The organism is Streptomyces sp. NPDC001828 (assembly GCF_042892175.1).
Classification (GTDB): domain Bacteria; phylum Actinomycetota; class Actinomycetes; order Streptomycetales; family Streptomycetaceae; genus Streptomyces.
The window spans coordinates 397389-415420 of record NZ_JBIATV010000001.1 but is presented as its reverse complement, the minus strand read 5'-3'; the positions used below and the strand labels follow the sequence as shown (position 1 = coordinate 415420).

Annotated in this window: 13 protein-coding genes; 3 read left to right on the top strand and 10 right to left on the bottom strand. The window is 71.9% G+C overall.

Annotated elements, in window-relative coordinates; translation table 11 throughout:
• Nucleotides 1–73: 73 nt before the first annotated feature.
• Complete coding sequence (locus tag ACFYZA_RS01950) at nt 74–2992, bottom strand: ATP-binding protein (protein ID WP_388487952.1); 2919 nt, start codon at nt 2990–2992, stop codon at nt 74–76.
• A 269-nt stretch (nt 2993–3261) separates the two neighbouring features.
• Here ACFYZA_RS01950 and ACFYZA_RS01945 point away from each other — a divergent pair, with 269 nt between their 5' ends.
• Nucleotides 3262–4335: an isoafricanol synthase gene (locus ACFYZA_RS01945; RefSeq protein WP_382587497.1), complete on the top strand. Its 1074-nt coding sequence runs from the start codon at nt 3262–3264 to the stop codon at nt 4333–4335.
• Between the two features lie 129 nt (nt 4336–4464).
• Here the strand turns inward: ACFYZA_RS01945 and ACFYZA_RS01940 are convergent, their stop codons facing one another.
• The 5 genes from ACFYZA_RS01940 to ACFYZA_RS01920 form a co-directional block, all read right to left on the bottom strand.
• On the bottom strand, nt 4465–4731 hold the full coding sequence (locus ACFYZA_RS01940; protein ID WP_388486322.1) for a DUF397 domain-containing protein: 267 nt from the start codon (nt 4729–4731) through the stop codon (nt 4465–4467).
• Between the two features lie 119 nt (nt 4732–4850).
• Nucleotides 4851–6017, bottom strand: a complete 1167-nt coding sequence (locus ACFYZA_RS01935) for a thiolase domain-containing protein (protein ID WP_388486320.1) — start codon at nt 6015–6017, stop codon at nt 4851–4853.
• A complete protein-coding gene (locus ACFYZA_RS01930; protein ID WP_388486318.1) occupies nt 6014–7075 on the bottom strand; it encodes a thiolase domain-containing protein in 1062 nt (353 codons plus the stop codon). Before ACFYZA_RS01930 ends, ACFYZA_RS01935 begins: the two co-directional genes overlap by 4 nt.
• Nucleotides 7075–8037, bottom strand: a complete 963-nt coding sequence (locus ACFYZA_RS01925; protein WP_388486316.1) for a Zn-ribbon domain-containing OB-fold protein — start codon at nt 8035–8037, stop codon at nt 7075–7077. The genes ACFYZA_RS01930 and ACFYZA_RS01925 overlap by 1 nt, the downstream gene beginning before the upstream one ends.
• A gap of 149 nt (nt 8038–8186) precedes the next feature.
• Nucleotides 8187–8987, bottom strand: a complete 801-nt coding sequence (locus tag ACFYZA_RS01920; RefSeq protein ID WP_382587512.1) for a crotonase/enoyl-CoA hydratase family protein — start codon at nt 8985–8987, stop codon at nt 8187–8189.
• Nucleotides 8988–9154: 167 nt separating this feature from the next.
• Between ACFYZA_RS01920 and ACFYZA_RS01915 the strand changes: the two genes are divergently transcribed.
• Complete coding sequence (locus ACFYZA_RS01915) at nt 9155–10777, top strand: acyl-CoA synthetase (protein WP_382587516.1); 1623 nt, start codon at nt 9155–9157, stop codon at nt 10775–10777.
• Between the two features lie 26 nt (nt 10778–10803).
• On the opposite strand, the gene ACFYZA_RS01910 is transcribed toward ACFYZA_RS01915, so the two are convergent.
• The gene (locus tag ACFYZA_RS01910) at nt 10804–12090 is read right to left on the bottom strand and encodes an alpha/beta fold hydrolase (protein ID WP_388486313.1); all 1287 of its coding nucleotides are present in this window, start codon (nt 12088–12090) and stop codon (nt 10804–10806) included.
• Between the two features lie 200 nt (nt 12091–12290).
• On the opposite strand from ACFYZA_RS01910, the gene paaK reads away from it, so the two are divergent.
• Nucleotides 12291–13583, top strand: a complete 1293-nt coding sequence (gene paaK, locus ACFYZA_RS01905) for a phenylacetate--CoA ligase PaaK (protein ID WP_388486310.1) — start codon at nt 12291–12293, stop codon at nt 13581–13583.
• Between the two features lie 34 nt (nt 13584–13617).
• Here paaK and ACFYZA_RS01900 read toward each other — a convergent pair whose 3' ends face one another.
• The 3 genes from ACFYZA_RS01900 to ACFYZA_RS01890 form a co-directional block, all read right to left on the bottom strand.
• Complete coding sequence (locus ACFYZA_RS01900; protein ID WP_388486308.1) at nt 13618–15132, bottom strand: acyl-CoA synthetase; 1515 nt, start codon at nt 15130–15132, stop codon at nt 13618–13620.
• An 82-nt stretch (nt 15133–15214) separates the two neighbouring features.
• Nucleotides 15215–16765 carry an acyl-CoA synthetase gene (locus tag ACFYZA_RS01895; protein WP_388486305.1) on the bottom strand — a complete coding sequence of 517 codons (1551 nt, stop codon included), beginning with the start codon at nt 16763–16765 and terminating at the stop codon, nt 15215–15217.
• The gene (locus ACFYZA_RS01890; protein WP_382587531.1) at nt 16762–17871 is read right to left on the bottom strand and encodes a nitronate monooxygenase; all 1110 of its coding nucleotides are present in this window, start codon (nt 17869–17871) and stop codon (nt 16762–16764) included. The genes ACFYZA_RS01895 and ACFYZA_RS01890 overlap by 4 nt, the downstream gene beginning before the upstream one ends.
• Nucleotides 17872–18032 lie beyond the last annotated feature (161 nt).

The following is an 18032-nucleotide window of genomic DNA, read 5'->3' as shown; positions in this document are numbered from 1 at the left end:
GGGGCCGGCCGGCAGGGCACGGCCCCGGCTCCCGCGCCAGTGACGGCTGGGGGCCGGGGCCGCCTTGCTCGGCTCAGCGGCCGGGGACTCCTCGGCTGCCGGAGCCACGGGACTGGTGGGGCAGCAGCCCCGCGAGCCCGCTGCGGTTGGTCCCGAGCTTGCGGAAGGCGCCGGAGAGCAGCAGTTCCACCGTGCGCTCCTTGGTGCCGAGCTCCTCGGCGATGCGCCGGTTCTCCCAGCCCTGGGCGGCCCGCTCGGCCACGGCCTTCTCCTGCGAGGTCAGCGAGTCCGAGTCGACGGCTCGCAGCTGGAGCGGGCGGAGCCCGGAGGCGGCGAGTTCCTCGCGGGCCCGGGCCGCCAGGGCGTCGGCCCCGCACAGCGCGGCGCTCTCCAGGCCGCGCATCAGCAGGTCGGCCGCGTCCTGGGGCAGCCCGGCGCGGCTGAGCATCGCGCCGTGGTCGACCAGTGCCTGCGCCAGCTCGTAGGCGGCCGGTGACTTTTCGAGCTGCCGGACCGCCTCGGACATGAGGGCCAGGCTGTCGGCTCCGGAGGTCACCTTGGCCGCCGCGTACAGGGCGCGGCCGATGGCGCCCGGGGTGCCGAAGCGCCGGGCGATCTCGACTCCCTCCTGCGCGATCGCGGCGGCCTCGACGGGATCGGTGTAGGCGATCGTCTGCGCGAGGAGCGGGCGCCACGGGCACCACATCGGGTTGCGCATGCCGCGCGGCTCCAGCCTGCGGCCGACCGCGCGCAGCCGTTCCTCGGCGTCGGTGCGCAGGCCCCGGGCGATCAGGAGCTCGCTGTAGACGGTCTCCGAGTCGGGATAGACGACGGCGTTCGGAACGACCTGGCCGTAGTTGTAGGCGTCGGAGAGTTCCTGGGCGTCCTGGACCCGGCCACGGGCGAGCAGGATCTCGATGAGGATGCCGAGCGCGAACCACTGGGCGGGGACCTGGTGGCCCACCCGGTCGGCGATCCGCAGCCCGCTGTGCACCAGGTCCTCGGCCTCGGCGAGCCGGCCGCGGTGGAACTTGATGTAGCCGAGCAGCGTCAGGCCGAAGGACAGGTGGGCGCCGCGCCAGCCCTTGCGTTCGCAGTCGGCGATGCCCTGGTTGAACAGATCGTCGGCGCGGCCGGGCTGATCGCAGTACATGAAGGTGAGCGCGACCAGGACCGGGACCTCGAAGCCCCAGTTGTCGTCGGTCCAGGGAAGGCCGCCCTCCAGGGCCTGCTCGGCGTAGCGCAGTGCGGTCTCGGCGGGTTCGCCGCGCACCATCGAGTCCCAGGCGCGCAGTCCGAGGATGTAGCGCTCGGCCTTGCCGCGCCCGGTGAGGTGGTCGGCGAGCCGGGCCAGGCTGCGCGAACGGGCCGGGGAGTCCTCCTCGTCGGCGCGGAAGGCGTTCCACTGGAACGATTCGGCCTGCATGCGCAGCCGGGTGCGGGCGCTCGTGGAGTTCTTGGCCTCGGCGCCCACGATGGCGGCGGCCTCGCCCATCCGGTCGGTGTGGGCGAGCGCCTGGGCCAGCCGGTAGGTGACGGCTTCGCGCAGCTCCGGGGCGAGTTCGGGCTCTTCGAGGGCCGCCTTGAGGTGATTGACGGTGGTGGCGGGCTCGTTCAGGAGCGCCGAGCAGCCCAGTTCGAAGAGGACTTCGGCGCGCTCCTCCAGGGCGGGAGGTTCGCGCAGGGCGCGGGCCAGACAGCGGCGGGCCGCTTCCGGAGCGCCCGCCCGCAGGTAGTCGCGGGCCGCCGCGCGCAGCTGGCGCACCGCCCACCGGTCGTTCTCGGGGTGCATCTCCAGGATGTGCCGGGCCGCGGAGGTGGCGCCGAGTCCGGCCTCGCTGACGGCGAAGGCGGCCTGGCCGTGCATCGCGACGCGCATGGCGGACGGGATGGCACGGTAGACGGCGGTGCCGACCAGCGGGTGGAAGAAGTCGAGACGCCCGGGGACGTCTCCCTCGGCGGCCAGGATGCGGGCCTCGCGCAGCTTGTCGACGGCGTCGGCCATCTCCTCGGCGCCGAGTCCCGCGACCCCGGCGGCCATCTCGCGGTGGGCGTCGGTGCCGAGCACGGCGACGGCCCAGGTGAGGCGGAACGCGGAGGGGCCGAGCCGCTCAAGGCGCTCGATGAGGCCGTTGCCGCGTACGGCGGAGGCCAGCTCGCGCAGTTCGGAGGCGTTGGCGTACTGCGGTTTGATGCCCCGGTCCCGGATCCTCGCCACGAGTTCGACGGCTTCGTAGGGATTGCCCGCGGTCAGGGCCCAGCATTCGCGCGCGAACAGTTCGTCCCCGCCTTCGCCGAGCACGTTGGTCACCAGGTCGCTGACGGCGGCCGGGCTGAACGGCGACAGGTCCAGCGGGCGCGAGCCGTGCCGGGAGGCGAGCCGGCGGAACTCGGCTGCGTGGCGCGGCAGTTCCTCGGGCCGGTAGGCGACGACGATCAGCAGCGGCAGGTCGGAGGCGCGCAGCGCGAAGGAGGTGAGCCAGGCCAGGGTCTCCTCGTCGGCCCAGTGCGCGTCGTCCACGACCAGGACCACGGGTGCGTACTGGACGGCGAAGCGGGTGACGAGCCAGTCGAGGCCGTCCCGCACGCCCTGCGGGTCGGGCGCCACCCCGCTCTGTCCCGCGACCAGGCCGACCGCCGGTGCGACGATGTCGTACCAACTCCCCAGTATCTTGCGGTGCTCGGCCTCGGTCGACGCGGCGAGCACCGGCTGCACGAGCTGGCGTACGACGTGGAAGGCGACGCCCTCCTCCTGCTCGCTGCCGCGTGCGGCCAGCAGGGTGCAGCCGCGCGCCGCGGCTTTGCGTCGGACTTCGGCCACCAGCGCGGTCTTGCCCAGGCCGGCCGATCCGGCGATGGCGAGCAGGCCGCCGTTGGGCGCGCTCCCCTCACCGGCACGGCCGCACAGATCGGTCAACATGCTGTCGAACAGCAGCAGTTCCTCGTCGCGCTCAAAGAGCATCCGGCGCGTCGCGCCGCCCCGGCCCTTCATCTCCGCCACAGCGGTCCCCTTCTGGCAGTAGCACCGAGCCTACGCCCCGGACACGTACCGTGACATGAATACCCGACTTCCGTCTCCTCCTCGACTGTTTAAGTTGGCTGAATTCAGGGGTGGTTGGGATCGAAATGTCCCGGTGGGGCGCCCAGAAGCGCCTCGCACGCCCCCGGTGCGCTGTCGGACCCCGCCGCCATGCGCTGGCCAGCGGACGCTCTGACCTTGATGATTGAACTACGTATGGAGCACTAAGGAGGCGGTGCCGCATGGGCAGCACTGGCAGCGTCCGGTCGGCCCGGACGCGGACCGGTCTCGTCGACATTCCCTTCACGGCACGAAGGCACCCCCGGGACGCGCTGGCCCGGCGCCACACGCTGGACTGGCTCTACGAGTTCGGCATGCTGGCCGGGGAGCAGGCGACGGCCGAGTACGACGCGATGGGCCTGGAACGTCTGATGGCCTACTTCTATCCGGACGCCTCGGACGCGCATCTCGCCCTGGCGACCGATCTCAACGCCTGGTTCTTCGTCTTCGACGACCAGTTCGACGGACCGCTCGGGAAGCGCCCCGACGTGGTGCTGAGACAGATCGACACCGTGTTACGCACGATGAGCGACGAGCCTCCGGTGCCGGGTGAGGTGACCAACCGGCTGGCCGAAAGTTTTCGTGATCTCTGGCAACGGATCACCGCGGGCACGCCCTTGCTGTGGCAGGACCGCTTCCGGGCGCACTGGCGGCAGTATCTGACGGCGTATCACTGGGAGGCGTTGAACCGCACCCGCAACGGCACGCTCTCGCTGTCCGGGTTCCTGCGCGGCCGCCGGGACTCCATAGGCGTGCAGCCCTGTCTCGACCTGGTGGAGCGCTGCGGCGGCTACACGCTGCCCAGGGAGATCCACGAGGGGGTGCCGCTGGCCGAGATGCGGGAGATCACCGCCGATGTGGTGATCTTCGTCAACGACATGGTGTCCGTGGACAAGGAGCTGGCGGCGGGCGACGTCAACAACAGCGTGATCATCCTGCTCCGGCAGGAGATGTGCACCGTCGAACAGGCCCTGCGCCGCGTGTCCGCCATGGCCAACGCCCGCATCGCGCGCTTCCAGGAACTGACCGTCGAGCTCGGCGCCCAGCTCGACAAGACCGCGCTCCCCCAGCAGGTCCGGGCGAACGTGGACGACTACGTCGACGGGATGCGCGCCCTGATGAGCGGCAACCTGGCGTGGTCCCTGGAGACCGCGCGGTACGGCGAGGCGGGCATCGCCGCCGTCAGTGAGGGCCGCCAGCGGCCCTGGGGCCGGCTCTTCCCCGAGCAGGCCACCGAGGAGCGCGAGGGCGCCTAGGTCCAACGGGGCCGTGCGGCAGGGGTGTTGAGGAGGCGGGCGGCCTTCTCGACACCCCTGTCGCGTCATCCGCACGAGGGCGGGCCGCCCGGCTCGGCGGCCGCCGGGCTTGGCCGTCAGGCGAGGCCGTCAGGTGAGGTCGAACTCACCGTCGCGCGCGTTGATCACGAAGGCCCGCCATTCGGCGGGGCTGAAGATCAGCGACGGGCTGCCGGGGCTGCCGCTGTTGCGCATGGCGATGAAGCCCTCGACGAAGGCGATCTGGACGTCCCCCGCCCCCTGACTGCTCGACTGCCACTCGGCCTCGCTGAGATCGAGCTCCGGCTTGTCCCAGCCGGAACGGGTGTGCCCCGCAAGGGTCTGCAAGGTGTGCTGGGTAGTGCTGGTGTCAGCCACGTCCGTGCTCCTCCCCGGTTCTGTCGTCCGGGGGCCACCCTAGCGATCGCCCGCGGGGACGGACAGGCCACGGAAGGAGTACCGGAGCCCGCCCGCCGCGAACGGACGTCGAACGGGCTTCAGCGGGTGGGCGGTTCGGCGCCGACGAGCCACATCGAGAAGAACTGGGAACCGCCGCCGTAGGCATGGCCGAGCGCCTTGCGGGCCCCCTCCACCTGGTGTTCGCCGGCCAGGCCGCGCACCTGGAGGGCCGCCTCGGCGAAGCGGATCATGCCGGAGGCGCCGATGGGGTTGGTGGACAGGACGCCGCCCGAGGGGTTCACGGGGAGATCGCCGTCGAGTTCCGTCACGCCGGCCTCGGTGAGTTTCCAGCCCTCGCCCTCGGCGGCGAAGCCCAGGTTCTCCAGCCACATCGGCTCGTACCAGGAGAACGGCACGTACATCTCGACGGCGTCGATCTCGCGGCGCGGGTCGGCGATTCCGGCCTGCCGGTACACATCGGCCGCGCAGTCCTTGCCCGCCTGGGGCGAGACGAAGTCCTTGCCCGCGAAGAGGGTGGGCTCGCTGCGCATCGCTCCGCCGTGCACCCAGGCCGCGGGGCGGGGCGAACGAGCCGCGCCCGCACGGTCGGTGAGGATCATCGCGCAGGCCCCGTCGGAGGACGGGCAGGTCTCGGAGTAGCGGATCGGGTCCCACAGCATCGGCGAGGCCTGGACCTTCTCCAGCGTGATGTCGTGCTCGTGCAGATGCGCGTAGGGGTTCTTCAGGGCATTGCGCCGGTCCTTGTACGCGACGAGGGAGCCCACGGTGTCGGGGGCGCCGGTGCGCCGCATGTAGGCCCGTACGTGCGGGGCGAAGAAGCCGCCGGCGCCGGCGAGCAGCGGCTGGGTGAAGGGCACGGGCAGGGACAGGCCCCACATGGCGTTGGACTCGGACTGCTTCTCGAAGGCGAGGGTGAGCACGGTCCGGTGCACCCGGGCGGCGACGAGGTTGGCGGCGACGAGCGCGGTCGATCCGCCGACCGAGCCCGCGGTGTGCACCCGCAGCATGGGCTTGCCGACCGCGCCGAGCGCGTCGGCGAGGTACAGCTCGGGCATCATGACGCCCTCGAAGAAGTCGGGCGCCTTGCCGATGACGACGGCGTCGATGTCGGCCCAGGTCAACTCGGCTTCCTTGAGCGCCCGTTGGGCGGCCTCGCGGACGAGCCCCGCTATCGAGACGTCGTGCCGGGCGGCCACGTGCTTGGTCTGGCCGACACCGACGACGGCCACGGGTTCCTTGCTCATGACTCCCCCTCCAGGACGGCGACCAGGTTCTGCTGCAGGCAGGGGCCGGACGTGGCGTGCGCGAGGGCCCGGTCGGACTCGCCGCGGTGGATGCGGGCGGCGGCCTCGCCGAGCCGGACGAGTCCCGCGGCCATCACGGGGTTCGCGGCGAGCGCGCCGCCGGACGGGTTGACGGCGACGTCGTCGCCGAGCCGCAACGCCTTGCGCAGGACGACCTCCTGCGACGTGAAGGGCGCGTGCAACTCGGCGGTGTCCACCGGCCGTTCGAAGGCTCCGGCCCGCTCGGCGGCGAGCCGGGCGGACGGCGAGTCGGTGAGGTCGCGCACGCCCAGGCCGTGCGCCTCGATGCGGTGGTCCATGCCCCGGATCCAGGCGGGCCGTGCACACAGCTCGCGGGCACGGTCCCCGGCGGCGAGGATCACGGCTGCCGCGCCGTCCCCGATGGGCGGACAGTCCCCGGTACGCAGCGGGCGCACCAGATAGTCGCCCTGCGGGCGTGAACCCCGCACCTGCGCATGGGAGTTGGTGCGCGCGGCATCCCGGCTGCGGGCCGCGACCGAGGCGAGCGCGGGCTCATCGGCGTCGCCGGCGTCGATGAGCGCCTGCGCCTGGAGGGCGGCGAGCGCGATCGAGTCGGGCCACAGCGGCGCCACGTAGTACGGGTCGAGCTGGCGGGTCAGTACGTCGCGCACCTCGCCGGGCGAGGACTTGCCGTAGCCGTAGACGAGCGCGGTGTCGGCCTCGCCGGTGAGGATCTTCACCCAGGCCTCGTAGAGCGCCCAGGCCCCGTCCATCTCGACATGGGACTCGGAGATCGGCGGCCAGGCGCCGACCCCGTCGAGCGCCATGGTGAAGGAGAAGGCGCGCCCCGCGAGGTAGTCGCTGGAGCCGGAGCAGGTGAAGCCGATGTCGCTGGTCTTCAGGCCGGTGGCGTCCAGGACCTGGTGCAGCACCGGCATCAGGAGCTCGACCTCGGAGAGCTCGTCGGTGCGGCGCCGGTGGTCGCTCTGCGCGAAGGCGACGATCGCCACGTCCCGGGCGGGGGGTGTGAGCGCCATCAGATCAGCTCCTTGTACGTCTCGTAGTCGGCGTCGGGTTCACCGGTGGGGCGGTAGTGGTCGGGGTAGCGGCCGCCCTCGCTCCACACCGGCTCGACCCGCAGGCCCATCCGCACCTGGTCGTAGGGGATGCCGCCGATGCGTCCGTGCAGGGCGAGCCCGGCGCCGTCGAGCGCGATGTGCGCGTAGACGTACGGCACTTCGATGTCGAGGTTCTTCGCCTTGATGTTGACGATGCAGTACGTGGTGACGGTCCCGGCGGGCCCGACCTCCACCCGCTCCTCGGTGGCGACCCCGCAGGTGGGGCAGGCGCCACGCGGCGGCACGTACACCTTGCGGCAGGAGGGGCAGCGCTCGCCGACGGTACGGCGGGCGGAGAGGCCGTTGATGTACGCGGACTGCGCGCGTCCGGGGCTGTAGGTGTAGTCGAGCCGTGCGGCCGCGACGATCCCGGTGACAGGGTCCACGAACTTCCCGTCGTGCGGTGCGGGTTGACTCCTGGCCTCGTCCTCTTCACCAGGTTCGAAGCAGGCGATGTCGGTGATGGCGCCGGTCCGTTCGGCGGCCCAGCGGACGCGGACGCGCATGCCGCTGCGCACGGCCTCGGGGCCGGGCGCGTCGAGAGCGTGCAGGAGGGCGGTGTCGGCGCCGTCCAGCTTGACGAGCACCCAGGCGAAGGGCCGGTCGAGGGGCTGGTCACGGCGCGGGGCGGGATTCCAGGCCCAGGTGGTGACGGTGCCGGTGGCACCGACCTCGACCAGGTCGCGGATCTCCTCGGCGGTGACCGGGTCGTACTCGACGGGCGGCACGAGCACGCGCCCGTCGCCGGTGCGCACCCCGAGCACGGTGCGCTCGCGCAGCCCGGTGAGGAAGGCGCTCTGGACCGGCCCGAGGGACCGGGTGAAGGGAAACTCGACGACCAGCGGCGCACGCAGCACCTCGGGTCCGGCAGAGCCAGCCATGAAGAAACTCCTTAAGCCCAGGGCCACCTGTAGCCCGTCATGGGGGTCCCCCTGGCCCTTGAGGCCTTGGGGGAGTTTGAGGACGAGCGCCCTTGAGGCGCGAACGGGGTCCGGGGCACAGCCCCGGGTTTCTCCAGCCCCCGCGGGGCTCAGGCCCGCCGGTAGACGGCCGCCCGCTTCTCGGCGAAGGCCAGCGCCCCCTCCTTCGCGTCCGCCGTGGCGAAGATCGGCCACCCCCGCTCCAGCTCGGCCGCCAGCCCGTCCGCCTCGCTCATGGACGCCGTGTCGTACACGGACGCCTTGACCGCCTCCACGGCCAACGGCCCGCACGCGTTGATCCGCTCCGCGATCTCCAGCGCCGCGTCGAGCGCCGTGCCGTCCGGCACCACCCGCCCGATCAGCCCGATCCGCTCCGCCTCCCGCGCGCTGTACGGCCGCCCCGTGAGCAGCATCTCCAGCGCGTGGGTGCGCGGTATCTGCCGCTGGAGGCGGACGGTCGAGCCCCCGATCGGGAAGAGCCCGCGCTTCACCTCGAAGAGCCCGAACGTCGCCCCGGCCCCCGCGACGCGGATGTCCGTGCCCTGGAGGATCTCGGTGCCGCCGGCCACGCAGTACCCCTCGACCGCGGCGATCACGGGTTTGCGCGGCCGGTGGTGGCGCAGCATCGCCTTCCAGTGCAGATCCGGGTCGGCCTTGAGCCGGTCCCGGTACTGGTCGCCGGCCATGCCCTGCCCCGCGAGGGCCTTGAGGTCCATGCCGGCGCAGAAGTCGCCGCCCGCGCCGGTGAGGACGACCGAGCGGACCGAGTCGTCCGCATCGGCCTCCAGCCAGCCGTCGTAGAGCCCGACCAGCAGCGGAAGCGACAGCGCGTTCTTCGCCTCCGGCCGGTTCAGGGTGAGCACCAAGGTGGCGCCCTCGCGTCGCACCGTGAGGTGTTCCGTACCGCCCATGGCCGTCCTCCCGTCTCAAGACCTAGAACAGGTTGCAGTAGGGGCGGTGTCAGTTCAATAGTTTTCTGACACTCAGTCAGTTTTCTTCTGCGGCACCCCTTCCCAGTTGTGCGCGCCTTTGTTCTGATGACCCCCGAGTTCAGTCGGGGCCGGTGTCAGGAGGAATGGTGGAGTACAACCTTGCCGACCTGTTCGAGTCCGTCGTCGACGTGGTCCCGGACCGCGAAGCGCTCGTGTACATCGACCATCCCGGAACGGGCGCCGAACGCAGGTTGACGTACCGTCAGCTGGACGAGGCCGCGAACCGGCTCGCGCACCATCTGATCGACGCGGGCCTGCGGCCCGGCGAGCACCTGGGACTGCACCTCTACAACGGCATCGAGTACCTGCAGACCGTCCTGGCCGCCCTCAAGGCCCGCCTCGTCCCGGTCAATGTCAACTACCGTTATGTCGAAGAGGAGTTGGTCTACCTCTACCGGGACGCCGATCTCGCGGGGCTGGTCTTCGACGCCGAGTTCACCGAGCGGGTCGCGGGCGCGCTGCCCCGGACCGAGAAGCTCCGGCACCTCGTACGGGTCGGGGACGTCCCGCCCGGGGCACCGGCCCTCGCCGCGACCGCGTTCACCGAGGCGGAGGCGGCGGGCTCGTCCGCGCGGGGCTTCCCGGCACGCTCGGCCGACGACCAGTTCATCATCTACACGGGCGGCACCACCGGTATGCCCAAGGGGGTGATGTGGCGTCAGGAAGACCTGTTCTTCGCGGGGTTGTTCGGCGGCGAACCGGCGGGAGAGCCGGTGAAGCGGCCCGAGGAACTGGCCGAGCGGGTCGCCAAGAGCGGCTCCGGGCTCACCTTCTTCCCCGCTCCCCCGCTCATGCACGGCACGTCGACGCTGACCTCGTTCGTCGCCTTCAACTACGGCCAGCGGGTGGTCATCCACCGCAAGTACGTGCCCGAGGAGGTGCTCCGCACGATCGAGAGGGAGAAGGTCACCAGCGTCTCCCTGGTGGGCGACGCGATGCTGCGGCCCCTCGTCGACGCGCTGCACGGCCCGCTCCGGGGCACCGACATGTCCTCGCTCTTCAGCGTCTCCTCGTCCGGGGCGATCATGTCCGAGACGGTGCGCGACCAGTTGCGGGCGCTGGTGCCCAACGCGCTGATCCTGAACAACTTCGGCTCGTCCGAGTCCGGCTCCAACGGGAAGGCCACGGACGACTCGGGCCCCGAGAAGGGCTTCCGCCTGGAGGTCAACGAGCGTACGCGGGTGGTGGATCCCGCGACGTACGAGCCGGTCGCGGTCGGCGAGGTGGGTCGCCTCGCCCAGCGCGGCCACGTACCGCTGGGCTACTACAACGACCCGGCGAAGACCGCCGAGACCTTCTTCCAGAAGGGCGCCGAGCGCTGGGTGCTCCTCGGGGACATGGCGACCGTGGACGAGGACGGCATCGTCACGGTCCTCGGGCGCGGCTCGCAGTGCATCAACACCGGCGGCGAGAAGGTCTACCCGGAAGAGGTCGAGCAGGCCCTCAAGGCGCATCCGGACGTGTACGACGCCCTGGTGGCCGGGGTGCCCGACGCCAAGTGGGGCAGCCATGTGGCGGCGGTGGTCCAGGTCCGCGACGGCGCGGCCGAGCCGACGCTCGAAGGGATCCAGACCCATTGCCGCACCCGCCTCGCCGGCTACAAGGTGCCGCGGCAGCTGGTGATCGCCCCCAGCATCCAGCGCTCCCCCAGCGGCAAGGCCGACTACCGCTGGGCACGCTCGGTCGCCGCCGAGGCGGACGGCGACTGACCAGCGGCCGAGCACCGCACATCGGCTCAGCCGATGCCGAACTCCCGCAGGGCGGAAAGGAATTGGTCCGGGCGGTCGGTGTGCACGAGGTGGCCCGCGTCGATGGTGACCAGGCGGGCGTCCGGTATGCGCGAGGCCATCCAGGCCAGCTTCTTCTGGTCGATCCGACTGGCCGGGCCGCCCGCGACGACCAGGGTGGGCGTCGCGATCGCGGCGAACCGGCCGCGCCAGGCCGGATCGGGGTCGTTCAGCTGGGCGTTGACGGCCTCGATGACGGGCCAGTCGAAGCCGAGCGGCCCCTCGGGGCGTTCGACCGCGCCGCGCGGCGGGTCCAGCGGGAAGAGCGGCGGGGTCTCCTCCAGGACGAGCCGGCCGAGCAGTCCGGGCGCCTCCTGCGCGAGCAGCGCGGCGGCCGCGCCACCCATCGAGTGGCCCACCAAGTCGGCTCCGGCGAGGCCGAGTTCGGTGATGAAGCCGTGCAGGTCGTCGCGGAACGCCTCGAAGGAGTAGCCGCCCGGCCAGTCGCTGAGGCCATGGCCGCGCAGGTCGAGGGCGTACACCCGGCGGGTGGCCGCGAGCCGTTCGGCGATCGGGTCCCAGTCGCGGCTGTCGCCGCCCCGCCCGTGCACGAGGATCACCGGCGGCGCGGCCTCGGACCCCCGCACCCGGTAGGCGAGCCGGACGCCGTCGACGACGACCGCGTGGACGTCCGGATCGAGGAAGGCCGCGACGGTGCGCGCGAAGGCCTCGGCGTCGTCGGTCCACGGATGGTGTCCGGCGCCCGGCTGGACGGCGAGCTCGGCGGCCGGGAAGAGCGCGGCCAGGTCGGCGGCGCTCTTCGGCGCCGACCCGCCCTCGTGCGCCCCGGTCAGCACCAGCACGGGCGCCGTCAGCTTGGCGAGCGCGGCGGTCGCGACCCCGCTCAGGTCGCCGCCCGGGGCGCGGACGCCGGAGGCGACCAGGGTCAGCGAGGCGACGCGGTCCGGGTGGCGGGCGGCGTAGAGCAGTGCCAGGTCCTCGGAGGCGCAGTCGCCGAGCAGGTCGATCCGGTCGAGGCCGAGGTGAGCGCGCAGGGACTCCACATCGGCCACCTCAAGGCCGCAGCGGTCCGTGTCCGGACCGCCCGGCGCCGTGGCGTCCCCCGCGCCCCGTGGGGCGAGGAGCACCAGCCGGCGGTGCGCCGCGAGGCCGCCCGGCTCGCCGGGGGCGCGGGCGGCACCCACGGGCCCGCCCGGCAGGCAGACCAGCAAGGAGCCCTCGCCCGTCACGCGGTAGGCGAGTTCGGTTCCGTCGTGGCTGGTGAAGGTCGGCATGGGGGCGATCCTCACAGGCCGCCGACGAGCGGGGCAACGGTGTTCGCCGACAGCGCGAACCGCCGCCGCCGACTTGTCCACAGGCCTTGACGGACCCCTCGGGCTGCTGAATTACTGATCCGACACAGATCGACCGAATGATCGGTCGTCCGATTTCGTCGCCCCTGCTCCGGGGGCGGAGCGAGGACGGGAGCGCACCCATGGCACCTGAGCTGGACGAGGGCGAGCGGCTGAGCCGCCCGGCGCTGGAGGCCCTGCAGCTCGACCGGTTGCGTGCCTCGCTGCGTCACGCCTACGACCACGTCGGGTTCTACCGGGACGCCTTCGACAAGGCCGGGGTCCGCCCGGAGGACTGCGCCTCGCTCGCCGATCTGGCCCGCTTCCCCTTCACCGCCAAGTCCGATCTGCGCGACCACTATCCGTTCGGGATGTTCGCGGTCCCCGAGACCGGCATCCGGCGCATCCACGCCTCCAGCGGGACGACGGGCCGCCCGACCGTCGTCGGCTACACCCAGCGGGACCTGGACACCTGGGCGGACGTGGTGGCCCGCTCGATCCGCGCGGCGGGCGGCCGGCCCGGCCACAAGGTCCATGTGGCCTACGGATACGGCCTGTTCACCGGCGGCCTGGGCGCCCACTACGGCGCCGAGCGGCTGGGCTGTACGGTGATTCCCGCCTCCGGCGGCATGACGGCCCGTCAGGTCCAGCTGATCCAGGACTTCCGCCCCGAGATCATCATGGTCACCCCGTCCTACATGCTGACGCTGCTCGACGAGTTCGAGCGCCAGGGCGTCGATCCCCGTACCACCTCGCTCAAGGTGGGCATCTTCGGCGCCGAGCCGTGGACCGAGGAGATGCGCCGCGAGATCGAGGAACGGTTCGCGATCGACGCGGTCGACATCTACGGCCTGTCGGAGGTCATGGGGCCCGGCGTCGCGCAGGAGTGCGTGGAGACCAAGGACGGGCTGCACATCTGGGAGGACCACTTCTATCCGGAAATCGTGGACCCGCTGACCGGCGAGGTGCTGCCGGAGGGCGAGCGCGGCGAGCTGGTCTTCACCTCGCTCACCAAGGAGGCGATGCCGGTGATCCGCTACCGGACACGGGACCTGACCCGGCTGCTGCCCGGCACGGCCCGGGTGTTCCGGCGGATGGAGAAGGTGACCGGGCGCAGCGACGACCTGGTCATCCTGCGCGGGGTGAACCTCTTCCCCACCCAGATCGAGGAGATCGTGCTGCGCACGCCCGGTCTCGCCCCGCACTTCCAGCTGCGCCTGACCCGCCAGGGCCGGCTCGACGCGCTGACGGTGCGGGTGGAGGCCCGGGCGGACACGACACCGGAGCAGCGGGAGGACGCCACCCGCTCGATCGTGGCCGCGGTCAAGGACGGCATCGGCGTCTCCGTGGCGGTGGAGGTCGTCGACCCCGAGACCATCGAGCGCTCGGTGGGCAAGTTCAAGCGCATCGTCGATCTGCGGGGGGAGCGCGGCTGACCCGTCGCCCAGCCCCGTCCGGGTGGAAGGCCGTTCAGGCGAACCGGTCGCGCAGTTCGCGCTTGAGGATCTTCCCGCTCGCGTTGCGCGGCAGCTCGTCCACGAAAACGACCCGCTTGGGGGCCTTGAAGTGGGCGAGCGATTCCCGTGCGTGCGCGATGAGTTGAGCCTCCGTCACCGGTGCGGCCTCCGCGTCGGTCACCGCGTCGCTCCGTACGACGAACGCGGTGACCGCCTCGATCCAGCGCTCGTCGGGCAGCCCCACCACCGCTGCCTCGGCCACCGCCGGATGGGTGTACAGGGCGTCCTCGACCTGGCGCGAGGCGATCAGGACGCCGCCGGAGTTGATGACGTCCTTCACCCGGTCGACGACGGTGAAGTATCCCTCCTCGTCACGGACCGCCAGGTCGCCGGAGTGGAACCACCCGTCGCGGAAGGCGTCCTCGGTCTCGGCCGGCTTGTCCCAGTAGCCCTCGCACAACTGCGGTGAGCGGTAGACCACTTCGCCCGCCGTCCCGTCGGGCACCTCCTTGCCGCCCTCGTCCACGACCTTCGCCTCGACGAACAGCACGGGCCGCCCGCACGAGTCGAGGCGCCCCTCGTGCTCCTCGGGGCCGAGCACCGTGGCCAGCGGTCCGATCTCGCTCTGTCCGAAACAGTTGTAGAACGCGAGCCCCGGCAGCCGCTCGCGCAGCCGCTCAAGGACCGGCACCGGCATGACCGAGGCCCCGTAGTACGCCTTGCGCAGACCGCTCAAGTCGCTGCTGGCGAAGGCAGGATGGGCCGCGAGGGCGATCCACACGGTGGGCGGCGCGAACAGCGAATCGGCGCGGCCCTCGGCCACCAGGCCGAGGATCCGGCCCGGGTCCGGCGCGTCCAGAAGGGTGTTCTCGGCGCCCACCGCGAGATAGGGCAGCAGGAAGACGTGCGTCTGCGCCGAGTGGTAGAGCGGCAGCGCGTGCACGGGCCGGTCCGAGGGGCGCAGATCGAGGGCCGTGATCGCGGAGACGTACTCGTGCACGAGGGCGCGGTGGGTCATCATCGCGCCCTTGGGCAGCGCGGTGGTGCCCGAGGTGTAGAGCAGCTGGACCACATCGTCCCCGTCTCCCCCGGACGCGTACGCGCGCGGCTCGGCCAGGGCCGCGAGCAGCGAGTCCGGGGCGTCGCGCAACGGGCGCACCGCGAAGCCGGCGGGCACCTGGCCGGTGAGCGCCGGGTCGGCGAGCACGAGGGCGGCGCCGGACTGTTCCAGAAGGTATGCCAGGTCGGCTCCGGTGAGGTGCTGGTTGACCGGCACATGGATCATTCCGGCCCGGGCGCAGCCGAGGAACGCGATCAGATAGGCATCCGAGTTGTGGCCGTAGGCGGCGACCCGGTCCCCCTTGTTCAGGCCCCGGTCGGTGAGGAACGCGGCCGCCGTGGAGACGGCCGCGTCCAGTTCGGCGTAGCTCCACGTGCGGTCGGCGTACCGCAGCGCGGTCCGGTGCGGGGTGCGGCGCGCGCTGCGGCGCACGATGCCGTCGACGGTGCTGCTGCGTACCTCGTCCATGGCTGGATCCTGGGCGGCCGGACGGGCGAGGTCAACCTCCCCGGCGGGTCGGCTCGCGGGGTGCGGTGCGGGGGCCGCCGGGTCACAGCGCGCGGTCGTGGCCCTCCCAGTACGGTTCGCGCAGCCGCCGCTTGTAGAGCTTGCCGTTCGGGTCGCGCGGCATCGTCTCGATGAAGTCGACGGTCCTCGGCCGCTTGTACGCGGCCAGTTGTCCCTCGCAGTGGGCGAGGATCGCGGCGGCGAGACCGTCTCCCGGGGCGGAGCCCTCGGCCGCCTCGACGACGGCCTTGACCTCCTCGCCCCAGTCGGCGTGCGGGATGCCGAAGACCGCGGCGTCCGCGACGGCCGGGTGGGTGAGGAGCGCGGCCTCGATCTCGGCGGGGTAGATGTTCACACCGCCCGAAATGATCATGTCGATCTTGCGGTCGCGCAGGAAGAGGTAGCCGTCCTCGTCGAGATAGCCGAGGTCGCCCACGGTGAAGAAGTCGCCGATGCGGTTCTTGCGCGTCTTGGTCTCGTCCTTGTGGTAGCTGAAGCCACCGGTGGACATCTTCATGTAGACCGTGCCGAGCTCTCCCGCCGGCAGCCGCTTGGCGTCGTCGTCGAAGACCGCCAACTCGCTGATGGGCCAGGCCTTTCCGACCGTGCCGGGCTTCTTCAGCCAGTCCTCGGCGGTGGCGAAGGCGCCGCCGCCCTCGCTGGCCGCGTAGTACTCCTCGACGCAGGTTCCCCACCACTCGATCATGGCGCGTTTGACGTGGTCGGGGCAGGGCGCGGCGCCGTGGATGGCGTGCCGCATCGAGGACACGTCGAAGCGTGCCCGCACCTCGGCGGGCAGCGAGAGCAGCCGGTGGAACTGGGTCGGCACCATGTGGGTGTGGGTGCAGGCCTGTTCGTCGATGAGCCGCAGCATCTCCTGCGGCGTCCACTTGTCCATGAGCACGATGCGGTGCCCGATGTGCAGGGAGGCGCCCGCGAACTGGAGGACGGCCGTGTGGTAGAGCGGCGAGCACACCAGGTGGACGTTGTCGTCGAACGGCTTGATGCCGAAGATGCCGAGGAAGCCGCCGAGGTAGGTCTCCTCGGGCAGCTTGCCGGGCAGCGGGCGCCGGATGCCGCGCGGGCGCCCGGTGGTGCCGGAGGTGTAGTTCATCACCCAGCCGAGCGTGCGGTCGGTGGGCACCGACTCGGGCTGTCCGTCCAGGAGTTGGGCGTACGGCGAGAAGCCGGGCACGGCGCCGACGGCGTAGCGGTGGGAGGCGGGCAGCTTTGCCTCGTCGGCCGCGGCTGTGGCCGCCTGCGCGAACCGTTCGTGCGCGATGAGGACCTTGGCCCCGGAGTCGGCGACGATCCAGGCGATCTCGGGGCCGACCAGGTGGTGGTTGACGGGCACGAGGTAGAACCCGGCCTGGGAGGCGGCGAGGTAGGCGGTGAAGAACTCGACCCCGTTGGGCAGCACCACCGCGAACGCGTCGCCGCGTTCCAGGCCCGCGGCCCGCAGTCCGTGGACGAGCTGGTTGACGGCGCCGTGCAGCCGGCCGGCGGTCCACTGTTCGCCGTCCGGGGCGATGAGGACGGGGCGGTCGGGGTCGGCGGTGGCCTGGGCCCAGAATCCGTTGGGCGGCTGGTTCATCGGGCGTCCCTCCCGGCGATGCGGTTGATGCGGTCGACGGCGCGCTCGAAGCCGCGCGTCAGCTCGTCGAAGGTCTCCCGTACTCCGCGTTCGGCGTTCATCTTTCCCACGATCTGCCCGACCGGGGTGCCGAGCAGCGGTTGGACCTCGTACTTCTGGATGCGCGAGACGGCCTCGGCGACGAGCAGGCCCTGGAGCGGCATGGGCAGCGTGCCGGGTCCGGCCGGGTCGTCCCAGGCGTCGGTCCACTCGGTGCGCAGCTGGCGGGCCGGTTTGCCGGTGAGCGCGCGGGAGCGGACCGTGTCGCCGGAGCCGGCCGCGAGGAGCTTGTCCGTCAGGGCACGGGAGTGCAGTTCGGCTTCGGTGGTGGTGAGCCACAGGGAGCCGAGCCAGACGCCCTGGGCGCCGAGCGCGAGCCCGGCGGCGATCTGCTCGCCGCTGCCGATGCCGCCGGCCGCCAGCACGGGCAACGGGCCGACCGCCTCGACGACTTCGGGGACGAGCACCATGGTGGCGATCTCCCCGGTGTGGCCGCCGGCCTCGTAACCCTGGGCCACGACGATGTCGATGCCCGCCTCGGCGTGGTGGCGGGCGTGCCGGGCGCTGCCCGCGAGCGCGGCGACGAGCACGCCCTGGTCGTGGGCGCGCCGCACGACATCGGCGGGCGGCGAGCCGAGGGCGTTGGCGAGCAGCTTGATCGGATAGCCGAAGGCGACGTCGAGCTGGCTGCGGGCCACCTGTTCCATCCAGCCGGTGATGCGCCAGCCCGATGCCTCGCCCTCGGCGAGTTCGGGCACCCCGTGCTTGGCGAGGGTGTCCCGCACGAACTGGCGGTGCCCCTCGGGGATCATGGCCTCGATCTCGGCCTCGCCGACGCCTTCGACCTTCTTGGCGGGCATCACCACGTCGAGGCCGTAGGGCAGTCCGTCGGTGTGCTCCTGCATCCAGTCGAGGTCGCGAGCGAGGTCGTCGGGGGCTGTATAGCGGACCGCGCCGAGCACACCGAATCCGCCGGCCCGGGTGATGGCCGCGGCCACCGCCGGGAACGGCGTGAAGCCGAAGACGGCGTGCTCGACTCCCAGTTTCTTGCTCAGCTCCGTCTGCATGGGGCGCAGGATGCCGCAGCCGGGGCGACGAAGGAAGAGATTTTCTGATGCTGCGTCAGTTTCTTTGCGCCGTGCCGCCGACGGCACGGCGGATCATTGACACGGGCGGCGCCAGGGAAGAAAGTTTCCGATGCATGGCGTGATCACGAAAGATACTTTCA